General features: G+C 71.0%; 22 protein-coding genes and 1 pseudogene. 10 read left to right on the plus strand and 13 right to left on the minus strand.

The genetic code is table 11. The annotated features are described in order from the left end of the window. Window positions 1–23: 23 nt before the first annotated feature. Window positions 24–341, minus strand: coding sequence for a hypothetical protein (locus ABT299_RS24765; RefSeq protein ID WP_500252130.1), 318 nt, complete (start codon window positions 339–341; stop codon window positions 24–26). 345 nt (window positions 342–686) lie between these two features. On the opposite strand from ABT299_RS24765, the gene ABT299_RS24770 reads away from it, so the two are divergent. From ABT299_RS24770 to ABT299_RS24780, 3 genes are all read left to right on the plus strand, one after another. After that, the gene (locus tag ABT299_RS24770; RefSeq protein WP_500252131.1) at window positions 687–1,760 is read left to right on the plus strand and encodes an alpha/beta fold hydrolase; all 1,074 of its coding nucleotides are present in this window, start codon (window positions 687–689) and stop codon (window positions 1,758–1,760) included. A gap of 336 nt (window positions 1,761–2,096) precedes the next feature. Further along, on the plus strand, window positions 2,097–2,309 hold the full coding sequence (locus ABT299_RS24775; protein WP_500252174.1) for an FAD-dependent oxidoreductase: 213 nt from the start codon (window positions 2,097–2,099) through the stop codon (window positions 2,307–2,309). 42 nt (window positions 2,310–2,351) lie between these two features. Then, window positions 2,352–2,684: a cupin domain-containing protein gene (locus ABT299_RS24780; RefSeq protein WP_500252132.1), complete on the plus strand. Its 333-nt coding sequence runs from the start codon at window positions 2,352–2,354 to the stop codon at window positions 2,682–2,684. A gap of 30 nt (window positions 2,685–2,714) precedes the next feature. Here the strand turns inward: ABT299_RS24780 and ABT299_RS24785 are convergent, their stop codons facing one another. From ABT299_RS24785 to ABT299_RS24800, 4 genes are all read right to left on the minus strand, one after another. After that, a complete protein-coding gene (locus ABT299_RS24785) occupies window positions 2,715–3,449 on the minus strand; it encodes a class I SAM-dependent methyltransferase (RefSeq protein ID WP_500252133.1) in 735 nt (244 codons plus the stop codon). Window positions 3,450–3,635: 186 nt separating this feature from the next. Then, complete coding sequence (locus tag ABT299_RS24790; protein WP_500252134.1) at window positions 3,636–5,201, minus strand: amidase; 1,566 nt, start codon at window positions 5,199–5,201, stop codon at window positions 3,636–3,638. Next, window positions 5,198–5,512, minus strand: a complete 315-nt coding sequence (locus tag ABT299_RS24795; protein ID WP_500252135.1) for a hypothetical protein — start codon at window positions 5,510–5,512, stop codon at window positions 5,198–5,200. Before ABT299_RS24795 ends, ABT299_RS24790 begins: the two co-directional genes overlap by 4 nt. Before the next feature lie 423 nt (window positions 5,513–5,935). Continuing rightward, window positions 5,936–6,283 (minus strand): winged helix-turn-helix transcriptional regulator, encoded by a 348-nt coding sequence (locus ABT299_RS24800; protein WP_500252136.1) that lies wholly within the window; start codon window positions 6,281–6,283, stop codon window positions 5,936–5,938. 89 nt (window positions 6,284–6,372) lie between these two features. Between ABT299_RS24800 and ABT299_RS24805 the strand changes: the two genes are divergently transcribed. The 3 genes and pseudogenes from ABT299_RS24805 to ABT299_RS24815 all read left to right on the plus strand — a co-directional run bounded on the left by ABT299_RS24805 (window position 6,373) and on the right by ABT299_RS24815 (window position 8,172). Then, on the plus strand, window positions 6,373–7,035 hold the full coding sequence (locus ABT299_RS24805; protein WP_500252137.1) for an NADPH-dependent F420 reductase: 663 nt from the start codon (window positions 6,373–6,375) through the stop codon (window positions 7,033–7,035). A 17-nt stretch (window positions 7,036–7,052) separates the two neighbouring features. Beyond that, window positions 7,053–7,215 (plus strand): annotated as a pseudogene (locus ABT299_RS24810) (helix-turn-helix domain-containing protein); the annotation flags it as partial. Between the two features lie 186 nt (window positions 7,216–7,401). Next, the gene (locus ABT299_RS24815; RefSeq protein ID WP_500252138.1) at window positions 7,402–8,172 is read left to right on the plus strand and encodes a phosphotransferase enzyme family protein; all 771 of its coding nucleotides are present in this window, start codon (window positions 7,402–7,404) and stop codon (window positions 8,170–8,172) included. A gap of 161 nt (window positions 8,173–8,333) precedes the next feature. Here the strand turns inward: ABT299_RS24815 and ABT299_RS24820 are convergent, their stop codons facing one another. Continuing rightward, on the minus strand, window positions 8,334–9,287 hold the full coding sequence (locus ABT299_RS24820) for a phosphodiester glycosidase family protein (RefSeq protein WP_500252139.1): 954 nt from the start codon (window positions 9,285–9,287) through the stop codon (window positions 8,334–8,336). Between the two features lie 523 nt (window positions 9,288–9,810). Here ABT299_RS24820 and ABT299_RS24825 point away from each other — a divergent pair. Beyond that, window positions 9,811–14,073, plus strand: coding sequence for an NACHT and WD repeat domain-containing protein (locus ABT299_RS24825; RefSeq protein WP_500252140.1), 4,263 nt, complete (start codon window positions 9,811–9,813; stop codon window positions 14,071–14,073). Window positions 14,074–14,332: 259 nt separating this feature from the next. Here ABT299_RS24825 and ABT299_RS24830 read toward each other — a convergent pair whose 3' ends face one another. Together ABT299_RS24830 and ABT299_RS24835 are read right to left on the minus strand one after the other, a co-directional pair. Next, window positions 14,333–14,932 carry a TetR/AcrR family transcriptional regulator gene (locus tag ABT299_RS24830; RefSeq protein WP_387018227.1) on the minus strand — a complete coding sequence of 200 codons (600 nt, stop codon included), beginning with the start codon at window positions 14,930–14,932 and terminating at the stop codon, window positions 14,333–14,335. A gap of 255 nt (window positions 14,933–15,187) precedes the next feature. Beyond that, window positions 15,188–15,445: a fibronectin type III-like domain-contianing protein gene (locus ABT299_RS24835; protein WP_500252141.1), complete on the minus strand. Its 258-nt coding sequence runs from the start codon at window positions 15,443–15,445 to the stop codon at window positions 15,188–15,190. A 224-nt stretch (window positions 15,446–15,669) separates the two neighbouring features. Between ABT299_RS24835 and ABT299_RS24840 the strand changes: the two genes are divergently transcribed. Beyond that, complete coding sequence (locus tag ABT299_RS24840) at window positions 15,670–16,035, plus strand: hypothetical protein (RefSeq protein WP_500252142.1); 366 nt, start codon at window positions 15,670–15,672, stop codon at window positions 16,033–16,035. Between the two features lie 838 nt (window positions 16,036–16,873). Next, window positions 16,874–17,266: a DUF6355 family natural product biosynthesis protein gene (locus ABT299_RS24845; RefSeq protein WP_387018233.1), complete on the plus strand. Its 393-nt coding sequence runs from the start codon at window positions 16,874–16,876 to the stop codon at window positions 17,264–17,266. A 596-nt stretch (window positions 17,267–17,862) separates the two neighbouring features. Here ABT299_RS24845 and ABT299_RS24850 read toward each other — a convergent pair. The 5 genes from ABT299_RS24850 to ABT299_RS24870 form a co-directional block, all read right to left on the minus strand. After that, complete coding sequence (locus ABT299_RS24850) at window positions 17,863–19,374, minus strand: glycosyltransferase family 39 protein (RefSeq protein ID WP_500252143.1); 1,512 nt, start codon at window positions 19,372–19,374, stop codon at window positions 17,863–17,865. A 977-nt stretch (window positions 19,375–20,351) separates the two neighbouring features. Continuing rightward, a complete protein-coding gene (locus tag ABT299_RS24855; RefSeq protein ID WP_500252144.1) occupies window positions 20,352–20,654 on the minus strand; it encodes a hypothetical protein in 303 nt (100 codons plus the stop codon). Between the two features lie 477 nt (window positions 20,655–21,131). Further along, entirely contained in the window at window positions 21,132–21,536 is a 405-nt protein-coding gene (locus ABT299_RS24860) for a hypothetical protein (protein WP_500252145.1), read from the minus strand. A gap of 184 nt (window positions 21,537–21,720) precedes the next feature. Continuing rightward, window positions 21,721–23,733 carry a SpoIIE family protein phosphatase gene (locus ABT299_RS24865; RefSeq protein WP_500252146.1) on the minus strand — a complete coding sequence of 671 codons (2,013 nt, stop codon included), beginning with the start codon at window positions 23,731–23,733 and terminating at the stop codon, window positions 21,721–21,723. Window positions 23,734–24,076: 343 nt separating this feature from the next. Continuing rightward, window positions 24,077–25,426 carry an MFS transporter gene (locus ABT299_RS24870; protein ID WP_500252147.1) on the minus strand — a complete coding sequence of 450 codons (1,350 nt, stop codon included), beginning with the start codon at window positions 25,424–25,426 and terminating at the stop codon, window positions 24,077–24,079. Between the two features lie 79 nt (window positions 25,427–25,505). On the opposite strand from ABT299_RS24870, the gene ABT299_RS24875 reads away from it, so the two are divergent. Further along, window positions 25,506–26,123 (plus strand): CGNR zinc finger domain-containing protein, encoded by a 618-nt coding sequence (locus ABT299_RS24875; RefSeq protein ID WP_500252148.1) that lies wholly within the window; start codon window positions 25,506–25,508, stop codon window positions 26,121–26,123. The last annotated feature ends 307 nt before the right edge of the window (window positions 26,124–26,430 follow it).

A 26,430-nucleotide genomic window follows, 5' to 3' on the forward strand; every position in this document is an offset into this window, starting at 1 on the left:
GCTGGTCCGATGGAAGCGATGGATTATTCGCCCGGCCACAGGGACAAAGCCACGGCGCTGCGGGCGGACATCCCGAAGGCGTCGGCGAGGATGGCCGCCGGGAGCCCGTCGCGGAAGACCACGCTGCCCGGGCAGTAGTCGCGGTGGCCGAACAGTTCGGCGCCGGTGTCGATGAACGGGATGTTCCGTGTGCCGAGCAGCGTCGCCCAGATGGCGTCGGCAGGTGGTGTCCAGCCCTGCGCGACGTCATGGAGCCGCCGGATCGGACGAGCCGAAGCGGCGAGGGCATCCTCGCCCGCCGCCGCGGGTGGGAGCGGTTCGCGCGGAACAGCGCCCGGCACGAACGACAGCACCTCTCGCCCCGCCCGCCGCGCGGATGATGCTCGGGGTCGCACCGTCTCCTACGAGCGGCTCCTCATCTCTCGCCAACGGACCTGACCTCGAAGATCATTGAATTCTCCCCAGACTGCCGAGCGAACGCCGTTGCCTGTCGCCAGCGGGCAAAACATGTGGGCCACCCACATGTCTTCCTCCGAGTGGATCACCTACCGTCGTCGCTGCTACGACGGGGATCGCGGCGCCAGGCGGCGTGGTGGACCGAAGTAGCGCGTTGCGCACAACGGGCATCGTCGGTAGCTCCGTGACCGAGCCGCAGGTCGCCGGCTGACTCGGCGGAAAGGAACAGCGTGACCACCCTTCTCCCCGGCGTGATCGCACGCCGCGTCGGTACCGGGCGGCTGACCGTCAACGTGCTCGAGGCGGAGAACCGTGCCGGAGTGCCGGTGCTGTTCGTCCACGGCAACGTGTCGTCGAGCCTGTTCTGGCAGACGACGATGCTACCGCTGCCCGAAGGCTTCCGGCCGCTCGCGATGGACCTGCGCGGTTTCGGCGACACCGACCCCGAACCGGTGGACGCCACCCGCGGCCTCGACGACTACTCGGACGACCTCGCCGCACTGGTGTCCGCCCTGGATCTCGCCCCGCTGCACTTGGTCGGCTGGAGCATGGGTGGAGGCGTACTGCTGCGGTACCTGCTCGGCGCCCCTGCGGCGATCGCGTCCCTGACGCTAGTGAACCCGGTGTCCCCGTACGGTTTCGGGGGCACCCGCGGCACCGACGGCCGACTGTGTCATCCCAGCGCCGCCGGCTCCGGCGCCGGCAGCGCGAACGCCGAGTTCGTGCAGCGACTGGCCGGCGGTGACACCGGCCACGAGTCCGAGTTGTCACCGCGCCAGGTGCTGCTGGCGCACTACGTCAAGCCGCCGTGCGTGCCGGCGCACCTGGACATGCTGGTGGAATCCATGCTGTCCACCCGCGTCGATGACGACCACTATCCGGGCACCACCGCCACCACCGGAGACTGGCCCGGGATCGCACCGGGGGAGCGTGGCGTGCTGAACACCATGGCACCCACTCACCTGCGGATCAGCGATCTGTCCGAGGTGGACCCGAAACCGCCGATCCTCTGGCTGCGGGGCGCCGACGACGTGATCGTCTCCGACACCTCGCTGTACGACCTGGCCTACCTGGGATCGATCGGCGCGGTACCGGGCTGGCCGGGCGCGGAGACCTTCCCGCCCCAGCCGATGGTCGCGCAGACCCGCACGGTGCTCGACACCTACGGCGACTATCGCGAGAAAGTGATCCCGGACTCCGGGCACGCACCGCACCTGGACCAGCCCGCCGCCTTCCGCGCCGCGCTGATCGAACATCTCACCACGGCGACCCCGGGACGGTCGGGCGCCCGTTCCCCTCGTTAGCCCTGGCCATCGACGGCGAAACCGGCGCCGAGGACGTCGGCGAACTGCTGGCCCGCAGGGCCAGCCTGATGGCGGATACCACTGCCTGCCGGACGCCCTCGAAAACGGCTGGCTGCACACCTGGGACCTGATGCGTCGCGACGCAGACTGCTTCGTCGACCGTGCTGGACGTGGCGGTGTTCGGTGTATCCGACCGCACCTGGGTCGAGGCCGCAGAGGGGTGGTGGCGGCCCGGGGCGGGACCGGCCCGGCCGAACTGGACGCGCGCTGCCGAGAGCGCCTGAGCGGATCAAGCGCGCGGAGGGGCCGGAGACGGCGCCGCGGTTGACGCCGACCATGCCGTGCACCCGCAGCTGGGGCACCGACCCGTGGACCCAGGGAAACGTCACCGCGTGGCGTCCCGGCGACGTCATGGGAGTCGGGCCCCTGCACGGCAATAGCGAGCCGCCGTTCTACGGGTGCGGGTCCGACCAGTGGCTGTCCGGTCACATGGAAGGCGCCGTGCGCACTGGCCGCGGCGTCGCCCGCGAAATCCTTGCCTCCCGCTGACGGCCCGCCCTCGCCACCAACATCCCCACGACAGGAACCGCCGTGACCTCTGTCGCCCTGATCCCGACCACCCCGGACGTTGACTCGCTGCTCAAGCCGTCCGACTACGTCGACCCCGCGAACCTCCGCACCGCCGCACCGGCCGAGACCGTCGCGACCCACCTGGCCTCCGCCGACGAGAGGTTCTCCGTCGACACCTGGCGCGCCGAGCCGTACGCCGAGTACATCGAGGCCTACCCCGGCGACGAGTACACCCGCATCATCGAAGGCCGCGTCACCCTGACCCAGGACGACGGCACCACCTGGACCTTCGGGCCCGGTGACGCGTTCACCATCGCCGCCGGCTGGCGCGGCGAGTACTGGGGTGCCAGGTGACCGTGGGGCCTGGATCGTGCCGGTAGGTGTTCAGGGGCTGGCCGGTTTGCGGGCGGTGAGCAGGCGGGTCGGGACCCACGGACTGCCCCACCACGCGCGCCAGCCGAGGCCGCGCACGCGGATGTCCTGGGCGTTCAGCCGGGCCAGCACCGCGGCGTACTCGCGGGGCGTCCGCGCCAGGTCGGCGATCAGCAGGCGGCCGCCCGGCCGCAGCACCCGGTACGCCTCGGCGATCGCTCGGGCGCGCGCGTCCGCGCCGAAGATGGTGTGCACCGTCAGGCTGGACACGACCAGGTCGAAGCTCGCCTCCGCGTACGGCAGTCTGCGCAGGTCACCCCCTTGCACGCGGACGCGGTCGGCGACGCCTTCGGCGCGGGCGTTGCGCAGGGTCGCCGCCGGGGTGTTGCCGGACTGGTCTCGCCCGCGCCACAGGTCCACGCCGACCGCCCGGCCCTGCGGGAGGCGCCGGGCGGCGGCCAACAGGACGGCGCCGCGTCCGCAGCCGAGGTCGAGCAGCCGTTCGTCGCCACGCAGGTCCAACTCGTCCAGCACGTCCCGCCAGACCAGGAACTTGCCCCGCAGGGTGGCGTGCAGACTCAGGGTCAGGCATCCCGCCAGCAAGGTGCCGGAGACCAGCGCGGGCAGCGCGGCGGCCAGATCGGCGGTGACCGCCATCACCAGCCCGGTCACCCAGAACCCGAGCACGACCAGGCCCACGAAGCCGAACCCATAGGGCGCATCCATCCCATACCGCGCGGCAGGCATCCCGCCACTCTGCCACGAACCGGTCGCTCGGGTGCCGGCTAATCCGCCGCCGACCAGCTCGCCGGTGTGAGGTGGGTGAGTGGGTGGGGCCGGTCACAGCGGCGTCCGGAACCGTGGTGGCGGTCCGCTGCGCGCAGGCCCGGAACCGTGGCCGGTCCCGGGCCTCGTCCTACGGAGGCGCTTGTTTCAGGCGCTCTGCCGGGCGGCGCTGACGGCGTCGATCCGGGGCCGTGCGGCCAGGGTCCTCAGCTTGGACTGGGGCGGATCGGCGGGCCGGCGCCAGTGCCAGTCCGTGACGGCCTGATAGGCAGCCACCACTTCCAGCAGCCGGTCCTCCTCGTACGGGCCGCCACCGAGGATCGTGCCGACGGGCACCCCGGAATCGAATCCGATCGGGAAGCCGATCTCGGGCAGCCCGAGGATGTCGAAGGGGACCGGACCGGTCTGCAGGAGGACATCGCAGTCGTTCAGCAGCCCGTCGAGGACCTGGTGGAGCAGGTGGGTCTTGGCGCGCTGCCCGGTGATCCATTCGTCGCCGGACAGCATCAGTCCGCCGAGCCAGCTCAGGACCGATACTCCGAACAGTTTGAGGTCCTTCTGCAGCCAGGGCCGGAACGGTTCGGTCCGCTCGGACAGGCGCACGTCGTTGAACGCCCCCGTCAGCAGGGACCAGTCGTCGGGGTAGGAGACCTGGACGATCCGCGCCCCGGGGATCGCCTCCAGGGCGGCGAGGAAGTTCTTGCGTAGCGCGAGCACCGGCGCGCTCACTCCGGTCAGGTAGTCCGGGGGGACGCCGATGCGCGTGGTGCGCCGCAGTCGGACCTTGCCGTTGGCGCGCACGGGCGTGGCCGCGCGCACGAGGTCGGGCACCGCGGGCAGGCCGAGGGTTCGCACGTCGTGGGGGTCGGGCCCGGCGAGCACCGTCATCATGATCGCGGCGTCCAGGGCGTCGCGGGCGAGTGGTCCGCTGTGGTCGCGGGTGAACGACAGGGGGATGACGCCGTAGATCGAGGTGCGGCCCATGGTCGGCTTGAGCCCGGTCAGGTTCTGCTGGTTCGATGGCAGCACGATGCTGCCGCCGGTCTGCGTGCCGATCGACGAGGTGGCCATCCGTGCGGCCACGGCGCAGGCGGGGCCGGTCGAGGAGCCGCCGGGATCGACCGTCGGGTCGGTGGGCGTCCAGGCGTTGACGGTCGTGATCCGGCCGTCGGGGGTCGTCGCCCGGGTGGTGGCCAACGGCCCCATCTGCCCCTTGCCGATGACGATCCCGCCGGCGTTCTTCAGCCGGGCGACACCCGTCGCGTCATAGCCGGGAACGAACTGGTCGAAGATGAACGAGTTCGCGGTCGTCCGGACCCCGGCGGTGAAGTAGTTGTCCTTGATGCACAGGGGGATGCCGGACAGCGGGCCGCCGCGCTGCCGATCGGCTCTCTTCGCAGCGGCGAGCGCCTGCTCCCCGGTCACGGTGACGAACGCCTGGTAGGTGCCGTCGTGGGCGGCGATGCGGTCCAGGTGCGCTTGGACGAGCCGCACCGCGCTGATCTTGCGGTGGCGGAGCAGCGTGGCCGCCTCCGCCAGCGTCGCCTCGGTGGGATCGGCCGTCGCCTCCGGACGTACCGGGACGTCGGGGATCGTCAGCCGGCGGGTGGTGGCCAGGGCCGGCGTCGCGCCGGGCGCGGTCGCCAGAGCCGCGGCGGCGGTCACCGCGCCCGAGCGCGCCAGGAACAGCCGGCGGGAGACCGAGCGGCTCATCGGGTCGCCGTCCAGGCCGTGGTGATCGAGGGGTACTCCAACGGCGGATCGGCCTGCTGCGACAGCGCGGCGGAGTCCGGGCCCTCCGCCGGCGGCCGCCAGCCGCCGATCGCGGCGGGCCGTCCGCCGGGCCGCACGCCGCCGGTCTTCGCGCCGGCGAGGAATGTCCGCAGGTACTCCATGGCCTGCGCGCGCGATGGCGCGCCGGTCGTGGCATCGGGCGACTCGGGAAGCTGGTTCAGATCGACCCCCGCCAGCGCCAGCCGCGCCGTGATGAAGGCATCGAGATCGTCATCCGACGGTAGGCCCATCGGCCCTCCTCCGCTTGTAGATCATGAGCGGTGAGGAAATCGGATGACCGTTTCCGGCATATTTCGCCCGTGTCGTAACCACGTAACGCCTGGGGGCGACCCACCGGCGGCGTCGCGTCATGGCCGCCGTCTCGGCCTTGTCCGGGCTACGATCGCCTACCCACTTGGTCCGGATCGTGCTGCGTGATCCCGTCTGGCGGGGCAGGCTCACCGAGGAGGATCCTCGCGGGCTGCCGACCCTGCACCACCCTCTTCCCAACCCCTGCCTGCCAGCAGAGGCTTGCAACGGCAGAGGGCAAAGGCGTACAGCGGAGTGGAAGGCACCCGGGTCGTCGGGGACGGAAGTCGTCGGCGTGGCCTCGCGCGCATTCCGGCAACGTCTTGGCAGGCCGCCGGGGATGGCGAAGGTCTAGGTGTTGCGGGTCATGACGTTGTTGACAGTTCGACCTGGTTCTCTGCTGCCCACTCGGCGAGGTGAGCCAACGGACCGCTGGCGAAGGACGCCCCCAACGCCGTGAGTTCGTAGACGGCCCCGTCACGCCCCGGTTCGCGTGGCGTCCTCGCGACCAGGCCGCGCGAGGACAGGCGTCGGAGCGACTCGGTCAACACCTTGTCGCTCGCCCCGGCGATACGGTCCAAGAGAACGCTGCGTCGGGTCGGCCCCATGCGCAGAGCCGAGACGACGACCGGGTCCCACGTGTGGTTGATGAGTTCGACCGCAGCTCGTACGTGGCAGTCCGAGACGAAGGTCTCGCAGCTCGCTTCCTTCACCGGTCCAGCCTCCCATCTCGCCCCTACCGATTGGTAGGAGACGGTCTCCTAGCGTCGTTGTGACACCTCACGAGACGAAGGAGATCCAGGTGAAGATCGGACTGTTGGGGACCGGGAACCTTGCGGTGACGCTGGGGGACGCGTGGGCCACCGCCGGGCACTCGATCGTGGTCACCGGCCGTAACCCCGACCGCGCGAAGGCCGCCGCAGAGCAGATCGGTGCCGCTGCGACGCTCGTCGACCCTGGCCGACTCGCAGACCAGGCCGACGTCGTCGTGGTCGCGATCGCATGGGACGGGCTGGAGCAAGCCCTGCGGCTGATCGGCGGCCCCGATGGGATGCTGTCTGAAAAGACAGTCATCGACTGCACCAATCCCGTTGACTACGCGACCGGGCGCTTGCTGCCGGAGACGGGGTCGGCCGCCGAGTTGGTCGCCGAGGTCGCGGCCGGTGCCCACGTGGTCAAGGCACTGCATCTGTTCGCGGGCGCATCGTGGCCGTTCGCCGGCGAGGTGGGCATCTCGCCTGTCGTCGCGATCTGTGGCGACGACGCAGGCGCGCTCGGTCGGGCCGCCGCGCTGATCGGTGACCTCGGAGCGCGAACCGCGGTGCTGGGTGGGCTCGCTGCTGCTCGGCAAGCCGAGGAAGCCGCCGGTTTCGTGATGCGGGTGGTCGCGGCAGGCGCAAACCCGCGCTTTGCGGTCCCGGATGTGGACCCGGCCCTTCTTAGCGCAGGGACCGCAGACCAGTGACCCTGCCACCGAAACCGGTGACTCACCGGAACTCGCCGCTTTCGTTGGAGGCGCGCCGGCGACTCGTCGAACGCTGCAGCCAGCGCCCGATCGCGCACGTCGCGACAGAGATGGGGATCTCGCGAGCCTGCGCCATCGAAGTGGGTCAACCGCCACCGCTGCTACGGTGAACTCGGCCTGGGGGTCTTCGAGATCTCAGACAGTAGCGCCATCCAAAATGCCGAAGCCGCCCGGCAGACCCTCGCAGCTCAAGCCGGGTTGCCCGGAGCAGTCGAAACCTAGGAGAGCGACATGCCAGGTGATCGAGGGGCGCCGCCGGATGAGGAGCCTCTCATCGGGGACGGCGTGACTCTTGGCATCACTCGTGTGGCGGACACCGTCCGCCGGCCGGTCAGACCCTTCACCGCCACGATCCAGGCCTACCTCGCCCACCTGCGCCAGGCTGGATTCTCCGACGCCCCCAAGCCATTGGGGATCGATGAGCAGGGCCGAGAAGTGCTGTCGTTCGTGGAGGGTGACGTCCCACGCGAACCACTCCCGCCCGAGGCGACGGGTGAAGATGTCCTTGCTGCCCTGGCCGGTCTGATCCGGCGGCTCCACGACGCCGCACAGAGTTGGACACCACCCCGCGATGCCGTCTGGGCGACACTGCCCGGAACAGAGGCCATCCCGCTTGTCGACATCGACGCCGAGTTGGTCGGTCACCGCGACTATTGCCCCGGCAACGTGGTGTTCCGCAACGGTCTTCCCGCGGCGCTCATCGACTTCGACCTCGCCCGGCCGACCACACGGCTTTATGACATCGCCAACGCCCTCTACTGGTGGGTGCCTCTGCTGCATCCCCAGGACCGGACCCCGGCCCTGGTCAGTGCCGACATCCCGCACCGCACGGCGGTGTTCGCCGACGCCTACGGAATGTCCGATCAACAGCGGCGCGACCTGGTCCCCTTGGCTCGACGCATGGTTCACCGCTTCCACCTGACCAGCCGAGCCGCAGCTGAAGCCGACCCGGTGTTTCGGCGCTTCTGGGAACAAGGCGTCAAGGACCGCATGCCGCGAGCGGAAGCGTGGCTGGCACAGGAGGGAATTGCCATCGCGGCCCGACTCACCACCAGCCGAGACCGTACGACCGGCTAGCGATCTTCCCTGAGCCGGTCGTTGTCGGTGCGGGCTCAGAAAGGGTGCGGTGATCTGCGGTTCGGCATGTTCGGGAATGCGCGTGACGTTTCTGGTTCAACGCGCTGGCCCGGCCTTGCGGATCAGCACCTGCCCGATCTTCAGAATGGTCTCCAGGTGGTTCAGCGTGGGACGGCCACCAGTGCCATCGGCAGGGCTGAACGCCGGAAGTCGACCAGAGGCCACAGCAACTGAAGTCTGCCGCCGTGTACGGCCAGCTCGTAACGCCCGCAGAAGTCCCGCCGGTACCCGCCGGCCGACACCTTCTGGCAGGCGACCGGCCCGCCGTCCAGGTTCAGGGCCAAGCGCAGGTCGAGCCCGGTACGCGGCAGGAACGCGGCGAGCGAGGGCAGGGAGAAGTAGGCATCGCGGGTGGTGCCGACGATGATCCGTCCCACGCCGTCCTGCCCGAGGAAGCTGCGGTTGGCCAGCCATCGTTCGTCTGTGCCCGCGACCCGGCCATGACCGTCGGCTCCCAGCAGCATCGGGTAGGACACCATCGCCTGGCTCGTGCCGCCGATAACCCGCCGCCAGTCGAGACCGGCCAGGTCGACCAGCCGGGCGCTGCCCGGGCCACCGGACCCGTCGGCCACGAACGCCCCGTGCGTGGCCTGGTAGGAAGCAGGGCCGAGTCGGTGGCCATCGCTGATCACCGGGGTATCCGGGGTCCCGTGACGGCCGTAGTAGCTGCCGTTGACGACCAGCGACGCCCCGGTGGCCGCCATCCAGTCACCGACGTCCCGGTCACCGGCCGGGCGATTGAGCACACGGAACCGGTAGCGGGTCGGGTCGATCCTGCTGAGCAGCAGGGCGTCCACGGATTGCCCGCCGACCCGGACGGGCAGCTCGGCGACCTCGAACCCGGTGTCGACCTGGCGCCAGCGCACCGGCTCGGGCGCATCCGGCGTGCGCTGCCCGGCCAGCGACAAACGGATCCCCAGGGACAGCCGGGAGTCGTCCGGAGCGACGTCGCCCCACACATTGGCGCCGCGCCGCAGCATGACGTTGACGGCGTACCAGCCTCCCTTCCCGTAGGCGATCCCCACCGCCACTGAGGCGACCAGGACGGGAGACAAGACCAGCGCGACAATCCACCGCCACCGTCGCCGAATTTTGGTCCGGATCATGCGAGTTATGATGCTTGCCGCTTACGGCCGGTTCGGTGCACCGTGCCGAACGCGTCCGCTCCATTCCTGCTGTGGCCGCGGCCCGGCGGTTGAATCCGATGGCCCTCATCTGGGTCAGCGTCTGGGGAGCTTCGACGGTGCACTAGAGACGCACCCATTTCAGCGTCCCGCCCTGGGCGACCAACGGCGACTCACGCACGACCAGACCTGGGCGACGTCCTCACTTTTCGACCGGCCCCCGCTCGCCGGTGAGGTCCTCGCCCACGGCCGGCGTCCGCAAGATCCTCCGGCGACCTCGCCTGACCGCATCGAGCCGTTCACTCGATGCGGGCGTCCCCTGCCATGACCGGCGGGTGATACTCGCGAAGTGGGGACCATGGGGCCTGGGGACGATCAGCGGCATCTGATGCGCGAGGGAGTGCGGGCGCGCGTCGTTCGGCTGGCGCGGACGACGGGGGACACGGGACGCCGCTTGTCCTCCCCGGTACTGCTGGCGGTGCTGTCGGCGGGTGCGTTCGGGCCACTGCTGACCTCAGGGCTGGGTGCGGCGGCGGTGACGGCCGCGGGGATCGGCGCGGTCACGGCGGTCGGCGGGAACGTGCTGACCGATGTGGTGAAGGACGGGTTGGCGCGGCTCGCGGACACCGAGGGGGAGCCGTCGCGCGAGGATCTGGAGACGGAACTGGAGCGCCGGATCCAGCAGATCCTTGAGGACGGCGGGGAGAGGGCGGAGGAACTCCGGGCCGATCTCGCCCGGGTGCTGCGCGAGGTCGGCGTGGTCGGTGCCGCGATCGAGGCCGCGATCCGCACCGGAGACCACGAACTCCAGGGGCGGCTGGCCGCCGGGCTGGCCGCACTGGGGGAGGAGTTCACCGAGTTCACCTTCCTGCTGGGCGACCTGCGCGTCCAGTTGGGGACGATCCGTGAGGGCCTCGACCAGCAGAGCGCCGAACTGCAGGCTGCGGTGGACCTCGGATACCGGCAGGCCGTCGACACCCGGCGGCTGATGGGGCTGGTCGAGGTGATCGAGCGGCGCACCCGCACGGAAGACGACCCCGCTCCCACATGGCCCGGGTGGAGCGGCGGCGCCCCGTACCGGGGGCTGCTGCCCTTTCACCAGAGCGACGCCCCGATCTTCTACGGGCGGGAAATGCTCACCACCCGGCTCGTCAGCGCCCTGGCGCGGCGGCCGGTCGGCGCCGGGCCGCTGGTGGTGACCGGCGCGTCCGGCGCGGGCAAGTCGTCCCTGCTGCGCGCGGGACTGCTTCCGGCGATCAGCAGGGGCGAACTCTCAGAAACAGCCCGCGACTGGCCCCAGCGTGTCGTCGACGGGCCGGCCGGCTCCCCACTGGCGAGACTCGCCACCGCCCTGGCCGGACTGGCGGGTCTCGGCGCTCCCTCGGTGCTGCGCAGCCTCGCCGACCATCCCGACCACGCCCACTTGCTGGTCGGCCAAGCCGTCGAGGCCGACGCGCTCCGCCGCGACCTGCCCGGTTCCGCGGCGGCCGGCCGCAGGCTCATCCTGATCATCGACCAGTTCGAGGAACTTTTCCGCCTCGACGCGGGGGACGGCGGCCGCGAGCGGGCCGAGGCGGAGCGGGCGGCGTTCATCACGGCCCTGCACACCGCCGCGACCGCGCCGCCGCGCGCCGGTGGCGTCCCCGCCGCCATGGTCGTGATCGCGGTACGCGGCGACTTCATCGACCGATGCTCCGAAGACCCCCGGCTCGCCGCCGCGATCCAGGCCGGTCCTTTCGTCGTCGGCCCGATGTCGGCCGCCGAACTGCGGCACGCCATCAACGGCCCCGCCGACGCCGCCGGTCTGAGCATCGAGGCCGGACTCGTCGACACCATCCTCGGCGAACTGAGCACGCCCGCGGGGCGCCTCGGCCCGGGCGTCCTGCCGCTGCTCTCGCAGACCATGCTCACCATCTGGGAGAACCGCGAGGGCGATCGGCTCACCAGCCGCGGCCATGCCCGCACGGGCGGCGTGTCCCAGGCCGTGGCCACCAGCGCCGAGACCGCCTTCGCCGAGCTCACCCGCGAGCAGCGGACGCTCGCCCGCCAGGTGTTCCAGAACCTGACCGCCGTCTCCTCCGACGGCCACCTGAGCCGCCGCACCCTGGCGCGAACCGTCCTCCGGAGCGCGCACGGCGGATCGGACGGCGCCGACATCGACCGGATTCTGGAGGTCTTCGCCCGCCGACGGCTCATCGTCGTCGACAGCGAGAACGTCCAGATCTCCCATGACGCCCTGCTGCGCGCGTGGCCGCGGCTGCGCCATTGGCTGGACGCGGACATCACCGATCACGCCCTGCGCAGCCAACTCCTCGACGACGCCGGAGTCTGGCGCGACCATGAGGAGAACGGGTCGTACCTGTACCGCGGACTCCAGCTGGCGACGGCCCGGCAGGCGGCGTCCCGCTGGGCCGAGGACCAGGAGCGCTACCCGCCGCTGCCCGCCGTCGCCGCGGAGTTCCTCGCGAGGAGCGGCCGCGCGGCCCGGTGGGCGGCCCGGCTGCGCCGCGGCACCGCCGTCGGCCTCGTACTCCTCGCCGCCACCGCCATCGGAGCGGCGGGTGTGGCCGGCCGGAACTCCCGCAACGCCGAACGCCAGCACTCCATCGCCCTGTCCCGCCAGCTCGCCGCCCAAAGCCTCGCCGCCGAGCCCGTCGTGGCGCGGCAACTCGCGGCCGCCGCCTGGCGCGTGGCCCCCACGCCCGAGGCCGGCAGGGCCATCACGTCCCTCCTCGGCCAGCAGCGCACGACCCTGGTCGGCCACACCGGACCGGTGCACGCGCTGGCGTTCAGCCCGGACGGCCGGCTGCTCGCCAGCGCGGGCACCGACACGACACTGCGGCTGTGGGACCCGGTGACCGGCGACCCCGTCGGCCGGCCGATGAGCGTCGGCGGCCAGATCTACGGGGTCGCGTTCAGCCCGGACGGCCGGGTCGTCGCCACCGGAGGAGCGGGGAACGCGGTCCGGTTCTGGGATCCGGAGACCGGCCGCTCGACCGGCCGGCCGACGGCCAGGGCCGGCGCATGGGTCACCGGAGTGGCCTTCAGCCCCGACGGCCGGCGCGTGGCCACCGCGAGCCAGGACGGCATGGTCGAGCTCTGGGACCCCAAGACCGGCCGTGTGGTCGGCGCACCGTTGCGGGACCCCGCAGCCCGCTCCCAGGGCATCCTCGCCTACAGCTTCCCCGAGGGGCTGAGCTCGGTGGCCTTCAGCCCGGACGGCCGAATGGTCGCGGCCGGCTCGAACAACGGCACGGCAGGGATGTGGGACACCGGCACCGGTCGCTTCATCCGAAGAGTCAAGCACGGTTCCGCCATCACCTCGGTCGCGTTCAGCCCGGACGGCCGCCGGCTGGCCACCGCGGGCTATGACGGCGTCGTCCGGCTCTGGGACCCGGGGACCGGCCGCGCGACCGGAAGCCCGCTCACAGGCCATGCCGACGAGGTGACCGGGGTCGCGTTCAGCCCGGACGGCCACCGCCTCGCCACCGCGGACGGCAACGGCACGGTGTGCCTGTGGGACCCGGACACCGGGCGCATCACCGGAACTTCGCAGACCGGTCACACCGGCGACCGGTACACCGAGTCCTACTACCCGGGTCTCGTCCAGGCGGTGGCGTTCAGCCCGGACGGCCGGCGGCTGGCGACCGGCGGCGTCGACACGACGATCCGGTTCCTGGACGCCCTGCCCCGGCGCTCGTCCGACACGACGCTCACCGGCTACCGCGCCGTCGTCGGCGGGCTGGCCTTCGCCGCAGACGGCAGGACTCTCGTCACCGGGGCCGGCGACGGCACCGTGAACCTGTGGGACGGCCGGACCGGCTACCGTGCCGGAAAACCGCTGACCGGCCACAAGGTCATGGTCACCGCCGTGGCCGTCAGCCCGGACGGCGCCAAGGTCGCCAGCGGCGACTACGACAGCAAGACGATCCTGTGGGACCGCAGGACCGGCCACCGGATCCGCGCATGGAACGGTGCGGAGAACACGGTCACCCAGCTGACCTTCAGCCCCGACAGCCGGTTCCTGAGCGTCGCGAACGGCTGGCAGACAAGGGTGTGGAGCGTCGACCCGCCGAAATACCTGCTCGGGGTGCCTCCACGCGACCACAAGTACCCTCCGACGTGGGGCGGTCTCAGCCCGGACGGGCGCCTGCTCGTCAGCACCGAGGGCAACGGCACCGTCCGGCTCTGGGATCCGCGCACCGGCCGTCCCACGGGCACCCTGACGGCCGGGACGCGCAGCAGGGCCGACACAGCCGTGTTCAGCCCGGACGGCCGGCTCCTCGTCATCGGCGCGGCCGACGGCACCCTGCAGTTCTGGAACCTGCGCACCCGCCGCCCGGTCGCCGCGCCGGTCCGCGCCTCCGACGGGGGCGTGCGAGCACTGGCCTTCAGCCCGGACGGGCGGCTCCTGGCCAGCGCCGGCGCCGACCCTGACAACGCGATCCGGCTCTGGGACCCGCGGACCATCCACCGGCTCGGCGCGCCGCTCACCGGCCACACCGGCCGGATCGACGCGCTGGCGATCAGCCCGGACGCGAGGACGCTCGCCAGCTCCAGTGATGACCACACGGTGCGGTTCTGGGATCTCGCTCTCCACGTCGACCCCGTCCGCAGCATCTGTACGAGATTCGGTCCCCTGCCCGCCAAGTCGTGGAAGAGGTTCGTGCCCAACGAGCCGATGCCCGACGCCTGCCCGAAGCCCTCCCACCCCTGACTGACCCCGGTGAAGTAGCGGCCCGAGGTAACCGGGAGAGGACGCGCCCGCTGGTCGCGCCTGGCCGATACACGAGCGATTGGCGATATCGCCCTCGATTACTGCCAATGGTCAGGTCTTTGAAACGCGATGACGGCGACTTCAGTTCGGGGGAGTTGGACGGATCGGCCGATGCGTCGACACATCGCACCAGGCAGCGGACGGGGCCAGCACGTCCCCCAAGTGGAACGTGCTGACCGCGTGGCGCCTTTTCTTCACGTCAGACACAACGATCAACTAGTTCGTGCAACCGGACCCTGAACAGATCAACGGTGGTCTGGTGGTCCGGATACACGCGACGCCCGGTCTCATCCGGAAAACCGCTGTTGACGAAGCCGCTCACGGTCCACATGACGCACCAGGCGAGGAACTTGAGATCCAGGGAGCCGGTGATCCTCGGCCAAGAATCCGGCGTCATGAAGGTCATCAGTGGAGGTGGGAACTCTTCTTCGGGGGAAAAGGGAAGCTCCGACGCGTCCTTGAGTCCTCTCTGCCACCATATAGAGGCGAATTCTGGGTGATCAATGACGAAGTCAAAGAAGGCATCGACCAGACTGTGCAGTCCTGCGACCCCGCCATCGCCGGCCTTCACGGCGAGCTCCAGACGCTCCATCTCCATGGCGTGAAGGCGGCGGAGGACCGAGTGATAGAGCTCCCCTTTTCCTGCTTTCAGGAGAATCGAGTCTTCCGCGCGGTGTCCGGCCGCTTCTTTCACCATGCTCAGGGTCGTCGCGTCGTAGCCCAACATTGAGAACAACCTGGCTGCCGCGACCAGAACCCGCTCATCGCCGGAGCTCATCGGCGTGTTCAAGATCACCACCCCCAAGCACTCTCGCCTCGTACCCGTCGCTCGAGTCCGGCTACACCACTCAAAAGGAAAGAAGCGCCCTCGAATAGGTCACGATCAAACAAATGATCGCGCCGGCGTGTGGGGTGGTCGGGCGGCGTCGATTCTCTCGGTGACCTGCATGACATCTGCGGCTGCTTGGGCGCATGGCAGTGGCCGCAGGACCCTGACGGGACCCGCGGCCACTCGCGCACGTGGTCTTCAAGAGCAGCGAAGCGCGGTCAATGGTCAGGGGATCCGGACGGTGGTGGTGAGAGGCAGGTCGGTGGACGAGGAGCCGGCCTGGACGGTGCGGTCACCGGTGCCGCGGACCCAGTTCTGCTTGGCCGTGGACCAGGAGGACAGGTCGCGGGCCGTGATGTGCAGGGTGACGGTCCGGGAGGCGCCGGGCGGCAGGGTGATCCGGTCGAACCCGGCCAGCTTCCGCTTGACCTGCTGGATGGAGGAGGGCAGGCCGGGGGAGGGGCCGAGGTACACCTGCGGCACGGCCGCTCCGGCACGGTGTCCGGTGTTGCGGACGGTGAGCCGCACGTCCAGGCCGCCGTCGCGGGCGGCGGTGGTCCGCAGGCCCGAGTTGGCGAACGTGGTGTAGGAGAGCCTGTAGCCGAAGGGGTAGAGCGGCGCGACGTTCTGGCTGGTGTACCAGCGGTAGCCGGACTGCAGCCCAGCTCAGACGGCATTTTGTTGACGGGTGCAACAATCGTGGCCGAATGCGGAACCGCCGTGCCGCGGTCGGCATAGTCATACCCCTGTTCGGCGTGCAACCTTGCCGGACGTCGACGCCGACGGCCGCGTCGGGAGGCGGAGCGGATCGGCGGGCTGAGTTCCGGCAAGTCGTCGTCACCAACAAAGACCCGATGCCTCGCCTGGGTGAATCTCCACTCGGCCGCACGCTCGGCCGCAGGGCAAGTGGTGGGTTCCGCTGTGGGACTCCGCGCGCCGAGCTCACCGCTCACGTCACCTGCCAGATCGTCTCCTATAAGAAACCCCGGCGCCTGCTTTTCCGCGACACCATGACCGCTGTCGGCAAGCTCGACCGCAAGCGCCTACGCGCCGACCACGCCGACGACCGCTGACGCCCCTGAGGGTGCAGCGCGGTTTGCCGTAGATGTCCATCACCGCTGGTTGTTCCTGTGGATCAGGCTCGGACTTCGTGCGCTCGGGGGGGAAAGTAGTTCGGCGGCCATCGGTGGCTCCGGGTGGTTAGACGTTGGTCACCGACTCCGTAGGGAGCGTTTGACCGTGGAGAGAGATCCGCAAGTGGTCAGTGTTTGCGGTGGGGTGGCGCGAGGTGACCAGCCATGGCTTCCTGCCTGGACGGGACGTAGCGCACGGCGGTGCGGGGTTCTAGCACCGGGTCTTACCCATGATGAGCTGCATCGGAAGACGCCGGCATCGTCTCTGCCGTCGTCAACACCGCGCAACAGATCGGCGGCTCGATCGGCACAGCGCTGTCGAACGCCACCGCCGCTGGCGCCGCTTGGGTCTACCTCGCCGCCCATCCGGACATGCCGTCGGCACGGCCCACGGCAACACCGTCGCCTGCGCCTGGGCGGCCGGGGTCCCTACTGGCGATGGCGGTCATCGTGGCCATACTCGTCAACTCTCGCCGGGCCAACCCACGCCACGCAATCGGGTCGAAGTAGAGGAAAACACCGCCGAGAAAGCAAGACGAGCGTGAGAGAGCCGGATTCGATCCACGCGAACGCCCCACATCTAGACAGACATCAACCGCAGGTCGCGGCTATATCCGACCGAACCCAACCCACTATCCGATCCGGTTACCTGCGGACACGATATGTGGACAGAGAGTTACACTTGCGCGGTCGGCGCAGTGCACGAGAGGCGTCGTAGTTACAGGCAGGGCAGATCATCTGGTCTCAATCGTCATGGCCCGAACCTCAAGGAGTGTTCATGAAGCTCTCTCCTCGCCCAGTGCGAGCCGCCTTGGCGGCAGCGTCAGGTGCTGCCCTGACCGTGACGGCCTTCTCGGGTCCGGCTCACGCCGAGTTCGGGCGCGGCCCGGATGTGCGTCAGGCGGGTGCGGACGCGTTTGCCGCTCCTCCCTGCGGATTCTTCCGCTACAGCGTCCGCGCGTCCGAGTTCGCGGCGTACAACCACTGCGGCCCGACGACGGTGCGGATACACGTCGACGTCAGAGGGGGCGGTAGTGCGAATGACTATCACCTCTGTGTCAGCCCTGGCCGCACCCAGCTACCGGGCGCAGGTCCGAACTATCTCAACGCGTACTACATCGGCGGCGCCGGCTGCCGGAGCGGAGAGCGCACCGGTCACACCCGCCACTGAGTATTGATCCACTACGCGCGGGTGGTGCTCGCCGGCCACGATCGACGCCGTGCTACCGCTGCCGACGCGGGCCGCTGGCTCCACCTGGGACGAACTCGCCGCCGTGCTGAACCTCAGCCCCGACACCGCCGCACGCCATTACCGCGCACGGTGACCAGCATGCCCGAATCGCGTTCACGCTCCGACTGTCGCTCACAGGATGGCGCATCAAAATCGCCCCGGGTCCTCCGACAAGCAGTCAGGCGAGGGCGGGCCCTACCCCTGTGTACATGGCGTGACCTGCGCTGACGACTCCACCTTGGGGCTCAAGGCAGTTACGGGGAGTAGGACGCCGGATCACCGAGGCCAACGCTTCGCCGAGGCCGCGCTCGCTGACATCGCCGCGATGGCCGACCGGTTGCGCCTCGACCTGCGTCTGCGTGTCGAGCCCATAACGGGCGACCACGACACCTGCCTGCTCGAACTCATCGACTAGTACGAACGGCATAGGTTCCGGTTGGAGCCGGTCGTCAGCGAGGACGGGTGCACCGTCGCCCATACGCCGCTCCTGGGCGTCCCACGGCGGCCCGAGGAGTTCGCCTCACCGGACGCGGATGTCAGCTTCCGGCCGTGCGGCGGACGTACAGGGTGAGCTTGACGCTCCCGAACCACCTTGAGTCAGTCGCCCGGAAACCTTTGTCGTTCTTGAGGATCGCGAGATCGCGCGGAGACGCGGCGCTGCGGTACCGGTGGTCGTGCGGGGGTATTTGGACGAGCCAGACCCGGGACTCGGTTGCCAGAGCGGACCGGAAAGAGCCGGGCTGCAAGTTCGTCTCGTGGTCTTGCAGGGCCGTCGCGTTCAACCGGGCGAAGGCGCCGGCGTAGGCGGTCGCGAAGGCCCGCCGGTCCGCGGGCAGGTACAGGACCGCATCCCCCGGGTGCGAGTGCTGCCGCAAGGTGGCGGCCAGGGAGCGGAGGTCGTCTGGACGGCTCCGCGGCCCACGCTCGGCGAGCTGGGCGGGGAGCGTCGCCAACGCCAGAACCACCAGGACGGTGACTGCGGACGCCACAGCCAACCACGGCCGGCCGGCAGACAGCCGCACGGCCGCGGTGTCCAGCGCTACCCCGCTCAGCAGCGCCAGGGCGCAGACTGAGTAGAGGATGTAGCGAGGGTGATAGACGGGATGGATCTGCGACACACTCCACGCCAAGGTGAACGGTACGCACATCCACGGGACGGTCAGCGCGGCGGCATTGCGGTGGTCGCGGGCGAGCAGCAGCGCAGTCCCCACCACGACGGCCACCACCAGCGCGAGCAGCAGCACACGTCCATCACCGGTGACCCGCAGGCCGAGGTCGTAGAGCGCTCTGGGTCCGGGGCGCTGCAACCAGGACACCTGGGCGGCCTCTTGACCGTGTGCGATCACTACGAGCGGTGACACCAGGACCATCGCCGCCAGGGCGGCCAACCCCCAACTCGCGCGGTGGCGACGCCGCCACTGGGGATGCCTCCACAGGCCGGCGGTCACGGCGTGGGCGGGTAGGAGGAAAAGCGCGTAGAGGTGAAGCCATCCCAGCAACCCCATCGTCCCGGCGTACGCGGCGTACCACCTGATCTGGGGACGCGCATCCTCCAGCGCCCGGAGCAGGAAGTACGCGGCCAGGACGGCGCCCGCGCTGACCAGCGCATACTGGCGGGCCTCCTGACCGTACCGGCTGGTGATCGGCAGCAGCCCGTACAGCAGGCCGCCGTAGAGACCGGCCTTGGGCGAGTACAGCCGCCTGCCGATGGCGGCGATCCCCAGAGCGGCCAGGCCGGAGGCCACCGCCGAAGGCGTCCGGGTGATCACCTCGCTCGTCCCCAGCCCGGTCACCAGGTGCATCAGCAGGTAGTACAGGCCGTGGACCGCATCGATGCGGGAGGTGAAGCTCGCTATCGTGCCCAGCCCGCTGTGCCCGACGACCACGCTGACCGACTCGTCACGCCAGTACGAGGGCACGCCGATCCGCCACATGCACGTACAGAGCGTGACCACCCCCGGAATCACGAGGTCCGGCCACGCCGCGGCAAGGCGCCCCGCACTGCCCGGCAGCGCGATGGTCGTGCTCTGAGTGCCGGTCGACGCCATGCCTCACCCCCCGTGGACCGAGTCGAGGACGTCGGGGTGGTCTTCACCATTTGTCACGACCTCTAACCGAACGTGTGGCGAGAGGCTCGAGGGGCGCCCGTCAGGGCGCGCACACTCGCGGATGTGCCGGGGTGTGATCCCGACGGCGCGGTGGCCAGGTTCAATGCGGCCCGCGTCCCGGCTCCGGACGCGAGGCCGAGCGGGACGGCGTCGAAAGATCTTCGCCGGGCGGTCAGCCGAGTGGGAGAGTGGCCACGAAGGCCGCTCTTCCTTCAGTTTCAGGTCGTCGTCCGGGGATCCGGCGAGCCTGCGGGCCAGTACGAAACCTTGGGCCTGTTTCAAAGTTGATCAGGGCCATTCGTTGATGGCGGCAATGTGGAGTGTGGCCGGGTAGCGGACGGTGAGCTGGTCGAACCTGGCGGCGACCGGCGCGATGGTGTTTGGGCCGGTTGATGCCACACTCCACGGCGTGGCGCTGTCGGTAGTCGACCGGATCGAACTTGGGCGGGCCGACCATCGCGGGCCCAGCCGCGCAGCCGGTGGCCAGCCTGGTCGGCCGGTTCGGGGATCGTGGCCGCGATGCTCTGCCGCCGCAGGTGAGCTCGGATCGCCTTGGAGGGTGACGCCTTTTCCCTGCGCACCCGTTCGGGCCTGGTGCTCGGGTGCCCGCCGCCGATGCGGACGAGCCGGATCTCGGCCATGACGGCCTCGAACTGTGTGCGTCGCCCCGCTGCCGGTCCCGCCGGGCGGTTCGGCCTGTTTCTCGCTGTGGCGACGGGCTCCGGCCGTGTGCTGATGGGGCGCGCATGACAGTGGAGTCCGCCCCGACCTGCCGACCGATCAGCCGGGTGACGTCGGCCCGTGCTTGCAGCCGGGCCAGGCTGTTCGCCACCGGGGCCGTCGCGTTGCCAGCGGCGGAACAGCGAGTAAACCGCTTGCTAGGAGCCGTAGGGGCGGGCACGTTCCGCCAGGGGCGGTCAGTCCGTGTCGTGGACGTCACCCGGGTCGAAGCCGATCTCTTTGCCGTCGTCGGGCGGGGCCTGGCCGACACTCTGAGTCGGCGAGCCGAGCAACGCGTTGACCAGGCCGACGAGTCCGCCCAGGCCGAAGAAGCCGTAGAAGATCCCGGTGTAGACGCGTTTGTGGATGTCGTCCCCGGCGGAGTCCGTGAAGATCAGGATCTCGGACCAGATGGAGATCACCAGGGCGACGAGGGACACGATCGCGGGGATGAGCTCGTCGAGCGACGTTCCACCGTGGCGCGGGTTTCGAGTCGCCATCGAACGACCTCGATGATGGTCGGTGACCGGTTCGGTCCAGTGTCCCAGCCCCGGTGGCCGCCTTCAAGGTTCGGCGGACGCCCTGTCCGGCACGAAGCGGCGGCCCGGCGGATCATCATCGGCGCCGGGGCGCAGGCGCCAAGCCCGTGAAGCTCGGCGGCTGGTCCCGGGGTCAGTCGGCTTCGGCAATCGGCCCCCCGCCGACCACTGCGAGCAGGTCGCCGGCTCACGTCCGTTCGCAGCGGACCACACCGGTCCATGTTGTTGCCGCTGCTGGTCAGGGTGCAAGTGCCGTCCGGGCTGAACGCGAACACCGGGCCGTTGTAGCGGGTGATGACGAGTTCGAGCGGGTGATCCGCATGGACGGGGGCGCCGGGGTGGACGGCTTTAGCCGTGGGCCTGCATGGGGCAGGGTGGCGGTTTAGGTGGCGATGTCGGGATCGGCATGCCCCATGAGCTGGCCGGAGACCTGGCTGGTCAAGGGGCGGGGAGCGTGGGGCCGGGGCTGGTGAGCACGGGTGTTGACTTCATCAGGATGCGGCGGATCGCCTGGGCATGTGGGTGACTGGCGTGGGTGTAGTCGCTGATCAGGTCGGGCAGACCTGCGGTGGTGATGGGCAGGTGCATCCGGCTCAGCCAGATGAGCAGCGGCGCCAGATCCTCTTGGCGATCGGCTTGGGGCAGAAGCCAGGCCAGGTTGCCGGGCAGGTACGGATCGGCGGCGGGGATGTCGATCCAGTCGTTGGGGTGGCGGTTCTGGTAGCCCGTCGGCAGGGCGGCGTGTGTGACCCACAACTGCGCCTGGCACGACCCCTTGGGAACACCTTCTGGCCTGGCGGGTTCGCGGCGAACTGCATCGCCGTCGGCATTGCGCTGGGTCACTGGGCACCGGCAGGGGGCCGCAGTGAAGCGGAGTCCTGGCAAGAAGTTCGATTGGCGTGCTGGTGGGCGTGGCCGTGGCCGACTGCGGGCCCCGCGCCGGGATGGCCCGGCTTGAGCAGTGGGTCGGTGGGCGGCTGTTCCTCGGGCCCGGCCCGAGGACTAGAGGGGCGGAGCGTCACGGTGGTCAGCTGTCGGGTGTTCGGACGGCGATCATGGCGATGTCGTCGGTGCCGGTGGTCGGCAGGTCGTCCAGCAGGCCGTCGCATAGGTCCTCCACCGGCTGGTGGGCGAGTGCGGAGGCGTGGTGACGGAGCCGGTTCAGGCCGGTGTCCAGGTGCTCGCCGGGGTGTTCGACCAGGCCGTCGGTGTACAGCAGCAGGGTGGAGCCGGGCGGGAGCGGTTCGGTCGAGCTGCGGTAGGTCTGGTCGAAGGGGAAGCCCAGCAGGGGATTGGCGGCTTCTTGCAGGAAACGGCCGTCGCCTGTGGGGGTCACCAGGAGCGGCGGCGGGTGCCCGGCCACGGCGTAGTTGAACTGCCACTGGCCGGGGGCTGGTTGCTCGACGCGGGCCAGGACGCAGGTCGCCGTCGCCTCGGGCGCCACCGTTTCCATCGCGTTGTTCAGGCGGCGCAGGATCTCGCCGGGCGGGGCGAGGCGATCGGCCGTGAGGACCCGCAGCATGTTGCGGAGCTGGCTCATTTCGACGGCGGCGGCCAGATCGTGCCCGGCGACGTCGCCGATGGCCACCACGGTCGCGCCGTCGGGAAGCACGAAGGAGTCGTGCCAGTCGCCTCCCACCTCGGCGGCCGTCGGGCTGGCCATGTATCGGGCGACGATCTGCAGTTCGGTGTGCTCGGGGGGTTCGGCGAGCAGGCCGTGCTGCAGGGCCAGCGCGACCTGCTGTGTGCGGTGAAGCCGCACAGCGCCGCTGAGCGCGTCGTGGGTGTGCTCGAAGACCTGCCGCAACAGGGCGATGTCGTCGCGGCTCATCGGTCCGCGGCCACGACGCCGGGCGGCGGTGACCGCGGCGGCCACGGCGCCGTCGACGACGACCGGCATCAGCACGACGCTGGTGGCGCCGGTCTGGGTCAGCCATTCGGTGGTGCTGCTAGGCAGCAGGTCGGCCGGTGGCCGGCCCGGTGGAAAGGTGCGCTGCAGCGGGCGGCGGCGCTCAAGCGCACGGGCGAACCCGCTGCCCGCGGCGAACCGCTCTTCGCCGCCGGGCGGTCGCCGCGGCATACCGCTGCTCGCGGCGGTGGCGACACGCTGGACGACGATCGGGGCGCCGGCGGGCCGGTCGCCGAGGTCGGGGAGCAGGTGCACGCCGCAGCCGTCGGCGAGCGCGGGAACCAGCACCTCGGCGAGCGCGGCGAACATCTCGGTCAGTGCGGGCCGCTCCGCGGCGGCCGCGGCAGCGCGGTCGAGCAGTTCGCGGCGCTGCCGCGCCTGCCACTCCAGCTCGATGTCGAAGCAGGTGCCGATCCATTCGACCACGGTGCCGTCCTCGACCACCGGCGCGGCCCGGACGTCGAAGTGCCGGTACTCGCCGTCGCGGGTGCGGACCCGGTAGACATGGCGCCACGGGCGGACCGCCCGGCGCGTCCGGTCCCATGACCGCAGCGTCGGCTCGCGGTCGTCGGGGTGCAGCGCCTGCGTCCAGCCGTCGCCGAGGAACTCCTGTCGGCTCTGCCCGGTGATCCGCTCCCAGCCCCCGCTCGATTCGATCACCTTCCCGGCGGTATCGGTCACCCACACGACCTGCGCGTTGATCCAGACCATGCTCTCGAACCGGCGGCGCGAGCGCCTGTGCTCCTCGGTCGCCCGATCCGCTCGCCGGACCGCCGCGACCTGCTCGGTCACGTCGGCGGCCACAACCAGGACACCGGGCCGCTCGTGAGTGAACCGCGAGAGAGTGAAGGAGAAGTACCGCTCGGCATCGCCGGCGTCCGCATCGGCGGGCTTCACCGGCGCCTCGACCAGGCTGACCGGTTCACCGGTGGCCAGCACACGATCGAAGAGCTCGCCGTAGTCCTGCTTGGCCGCGGCACCGAACGCCCGTCCGATCGGCTCGCCGAGCCGACGGTCCCCGACGAACGCCCGAAACGCCAGGTTGGTGTACACCAGACGGTGGTCCGGCCCGATCGTCAACGCGACCGCGACCGGCGCCGGATCGAAGGCCTCCAGCGCCAGCCACCCCATACCGCGCTCGCCCGCACCACCCATTCCCAGGCCCCCAGCCGCCCAACGATCCCGCCGCCCCCACCCCCGGGGAGTCCGCCGACCCGCCGAACACCATTTCACGCCCGCGCCGCATACTCCCTGTTCAGCCGCCGATCATCACCCGAAGTTGGCGCACCGTTTGAGGGGCCATCAGCCACCCCGAGGCCGAGCCTGACCGCCGAGATGCTGGACGCGCTCACCACGCGGGCCCTGGACGCCTGGCACGTCACCGACACCGCGACGTCGACGACATCGTCCTTACAGTCCACGTGAGCCCCACGAAGCCCGCGGCCCCACGGCACCGTCTACCGGAATGCGCCGGTCACCGCCGACGCCGCAACGGCCCCCGCGAGGGAGCCCGCTCCTCCACCGCGCCGCTGACCGTCCCGCCCGCCGCGGAGGGCGAACCGGGCGGGACCGCGGCGGACGCCGGGGAGGGGGAGGGGCGGCGCAGGACGTGCCGGGCCAGCACCAGCGCGGCCAGCGCCGCCACCAGGCCGCACACCCCCGCCCATCCGAACCGCTCGTAGGCGCGCACTCCCAGCCACGACCCCGCGCTGCCGCCCAGGAACGAGCACGTCATGTAGGCGGTGTTGAGGCGCGCGCGGGCGTCCGGCCGCAGCGCGAAGATCCGCGACTGGTTGGCGACCTGCCCCGACTGCACCGCCGCGTCCAGCAGCAGCATCCCCGCCACCAGCGCGGCCAGCCCCGCGGCGCCGCCCGCTGATCCGCCCGCCAGCACCGCCGCTGCGGCGAGCGCCGCCAGCGCGCACACCGGGGTGACCGCGTCGGGCCCCGCCCGGTCCACCCGGCGCCCCACCACCGGTGTGCAGAGCATGCTCGCCGCGCCCACCAGCGCCACCAGCCCCACCGCCTGCGCGCCCAGCCCGTAGGGGGGACCGCTGATCAGCAGCGCCACCGCCGTCCACGCCGCGCTGAATCCGCCGAACATCGCCGCCTGGTACAGGCAGGACCGCCGCAGATCAGGCTCCTCGCGCAGCAGCCGCACCGCCTCGCCGAGCAGCCGTGGATACCGCTCCCGCGACGCCGGCGCCGTCACCGGCAGAACGACCGCCAGCACCGGTGCCAGCAGCAGCGCCACGACCGCCGCGATCAGGTAGGGGGCGCGCCACCCCAGCTGCGCACCGGCCACCCCGCCGAACGCGCGCGCCAGCAGGATCCCGCCGATCAGCCCGCTCAGCAGCGTGCCGGTCACCGCGCCGCGCCGCCGCTCACCGGCCAACCCCGCCGCCATCGGCAGGATGATCTGCGGGACCGACGTCGTCGCGCCGACCAGCGCGCCCGCCGCGATCAGGACCGGCGCGTCCGGCGCCAGTCCCGCCGCCAGCAGCCCCGCACCGGTCAGCGCCGTCAGCGTCGCGATCAGCCGCCGGTGCGGCATCCGGTCCCCGAGCGGCACCAGCAGGAACATCCCCGCCGCGTACCCCAGTTGCGCGGACGTCGCCGCCAGCGCCGCCGTGCTCTCGGACACGCGCAGGCTCGCGGCGATCAGCGGGATCAGCGCCTGGGGGAAGTAGATGTTGGCGACCGTCACCCCGCACGTCAGCGCGAGGAACCAGGTCAGCCGCGGCCCGAGGACCGCCTCATCGGACGCGGCGGAGGGACCGGACGGCGGGGCGGGGGAGAGGCCGCCGGGGGGAGTCGGGGGCACGGATGCACCTCACTGGAGAACCGGTTATAGCGGTTCAGGACGGTACCAGTTAAACCGGTTCGCGGCTATCCTCGAGGCCATGACCGCCTCCGCCCCGCCCGCCCCGTTCCGCCAGGGCGCCGGACGGCTCTGCCTGGACTTCATCCGCACCCTGCGCCACCGCGGCACGCCCGGCGCGGTCGAGGAACTCGACGACCCCGCCGCCCTGGACGCCTGGATCCGCCAGTTCGGTCCCTACGACATGCCCTCCGACGGGACGGCTCGCGGCGCCGGCCGGGACGGCGGGCGTGCCGACACGGTCGACCTGCTCGCCGCCCGCGCCCTGCGCGAGGCGATCCACCGGCTCGTCACCGCCGCCCTCGACGGCGGCCCCGCCGCCTGCGACCCCGCGTCCCGCGACCTGGTCAACGCCGCCGCCGCCCGGCCCGTCCCCGTCCCCGCGCTCGACCCCGCCGGACGGCTGCGCCACCACGCCGCCGAACCCGCCGCCGCGATGCTCGCCGTCCTGGCCCGCGACGCCCTCGACCTGGTCACCTCAGCCGCCCTCGACCGCGTCCGCGCCTGTGCCGGCGAACGCTGCGGCGCCCTGTTCCTGGACACCTCCCGCCCCGGGACGCGCCGCTGGTGCTCCATGAACACATGCGGCAACCGCGCCAAGAAGGACGCCCTGCACGCCCGCGGCCACGCCCCCGCCTGACCCACCGCCCGGCCAGCCGCCTCGGTCAGGCATGGGGGGAGCGGTCCACCACCCAGACGTCCTCCTCGTCACCGGACGGCGGCCGAGGCGGCCGATCCAGATACCACTCGACGTGCCTCAGCGGACGCGGCGGTCACCGCGGCCCGTGCGGGCGCGGGTCGGGCAGCTCGCCCTCCCCAGCGCGTCATCGCAGTCGGCCGCCCGCGCTTGGGCAGGGCGCGCCAGGGTTTCGTGCCAGCGCTGGCCGAACTCGACGGCACCCACCTCCGCCAGCGACCCGAGACCAGCGACCCCACTCAACCGCCGA

This window comes from Spirillospora sp. NPDC000708 (assembly GCF_040299565.1).
In the GTDB taxonomy this organism is placed as follows: domain Bacteria; phylum Actinomycetota; class Actinomycetes; order Streptosporangiales; family Streptosporangiaceae; genus Spirillospora.

What these genes read in the sequence shown, in the direction of transcription:
- ABT299_RS24775 (WP_500252174.1), top strand. Translation starts at nt 2,097, where the DNA reads ATGCCGTGCACCCGCAGCTGGGGCACCGACCCGTGGACCCAGGGAAAC.
- ABT299_RS24785 (WP_500252133.1), bottom strand. Translation starts at nt 3,449, where the DNA reads ATGCCTGCCGCGCGGTATGGGATGGATGCGCCCTATGGGTTCGGCTTC.
- ABT299_RS24790 (WP_500252134.1), bottom strand. Translation starts at nt 5,201, where the DNA reads ATGAGCCGCTCGGTCTCCCGCCGGCTGTTCCTGGCGCGCTCGGGCGCG.
- ABT299_RS24795 (WP_500252135.1), bottom strand. Translation starts at nt 5,512, where the DNA reads ATGGGCCTACCGTCGGATGACGATCTCGATGCCTTCATCACGGCGCGG.
- ABT299_RS24840 (WP_500252142.1), top strand. Translation starts at nt 15,670, where the DNA reads ATGCGGAACCGCCGTGCCGCGGTCGGCATAGTCATACCCCTGTTCGGC.
- ABT299_RS24845 (WP_387018233.1), top strand. Translation starts at nt 16,874, where the DNA reads ATGAAGCTCTCTCCTCGCCCAGTGCGAGCCGCCTTGGCGGCAGCGTCA.
- ABT299_RS24850 (WP_500252143.1), bottom strand. Translation starts at nt 19,374, where the DNA reads ATGGCGTCGACCGGCACTCAGAGCACGACCATCGCGCTGCCGGGCAGT.
- ABT299_RS24855 (WP_500252144.1), bottom strand. Translation starts at nt 20,654, where the DNA reads ATGGCGACTCGAAACCCGCGCCACGGTGGAACGTCGCTCGACGAGCTC.
- ABT299_RS24865 (WP_500252146.1), bottom strand. Translation starts at nt 23,733, where the DNA reads ATGGGGTGGCTGGCGCTGGAGGCCTTCGATCCGGCGCCGGTCGCGGTC.
- ABT299_RS24875 (WP_500252148.1), top strand. Translation starts at nt 25,506, where the DNA reads ATGACCGCCTCCGCCCCGCCCGCCCCGTTCCGCCAGGGCGCCGGACGG.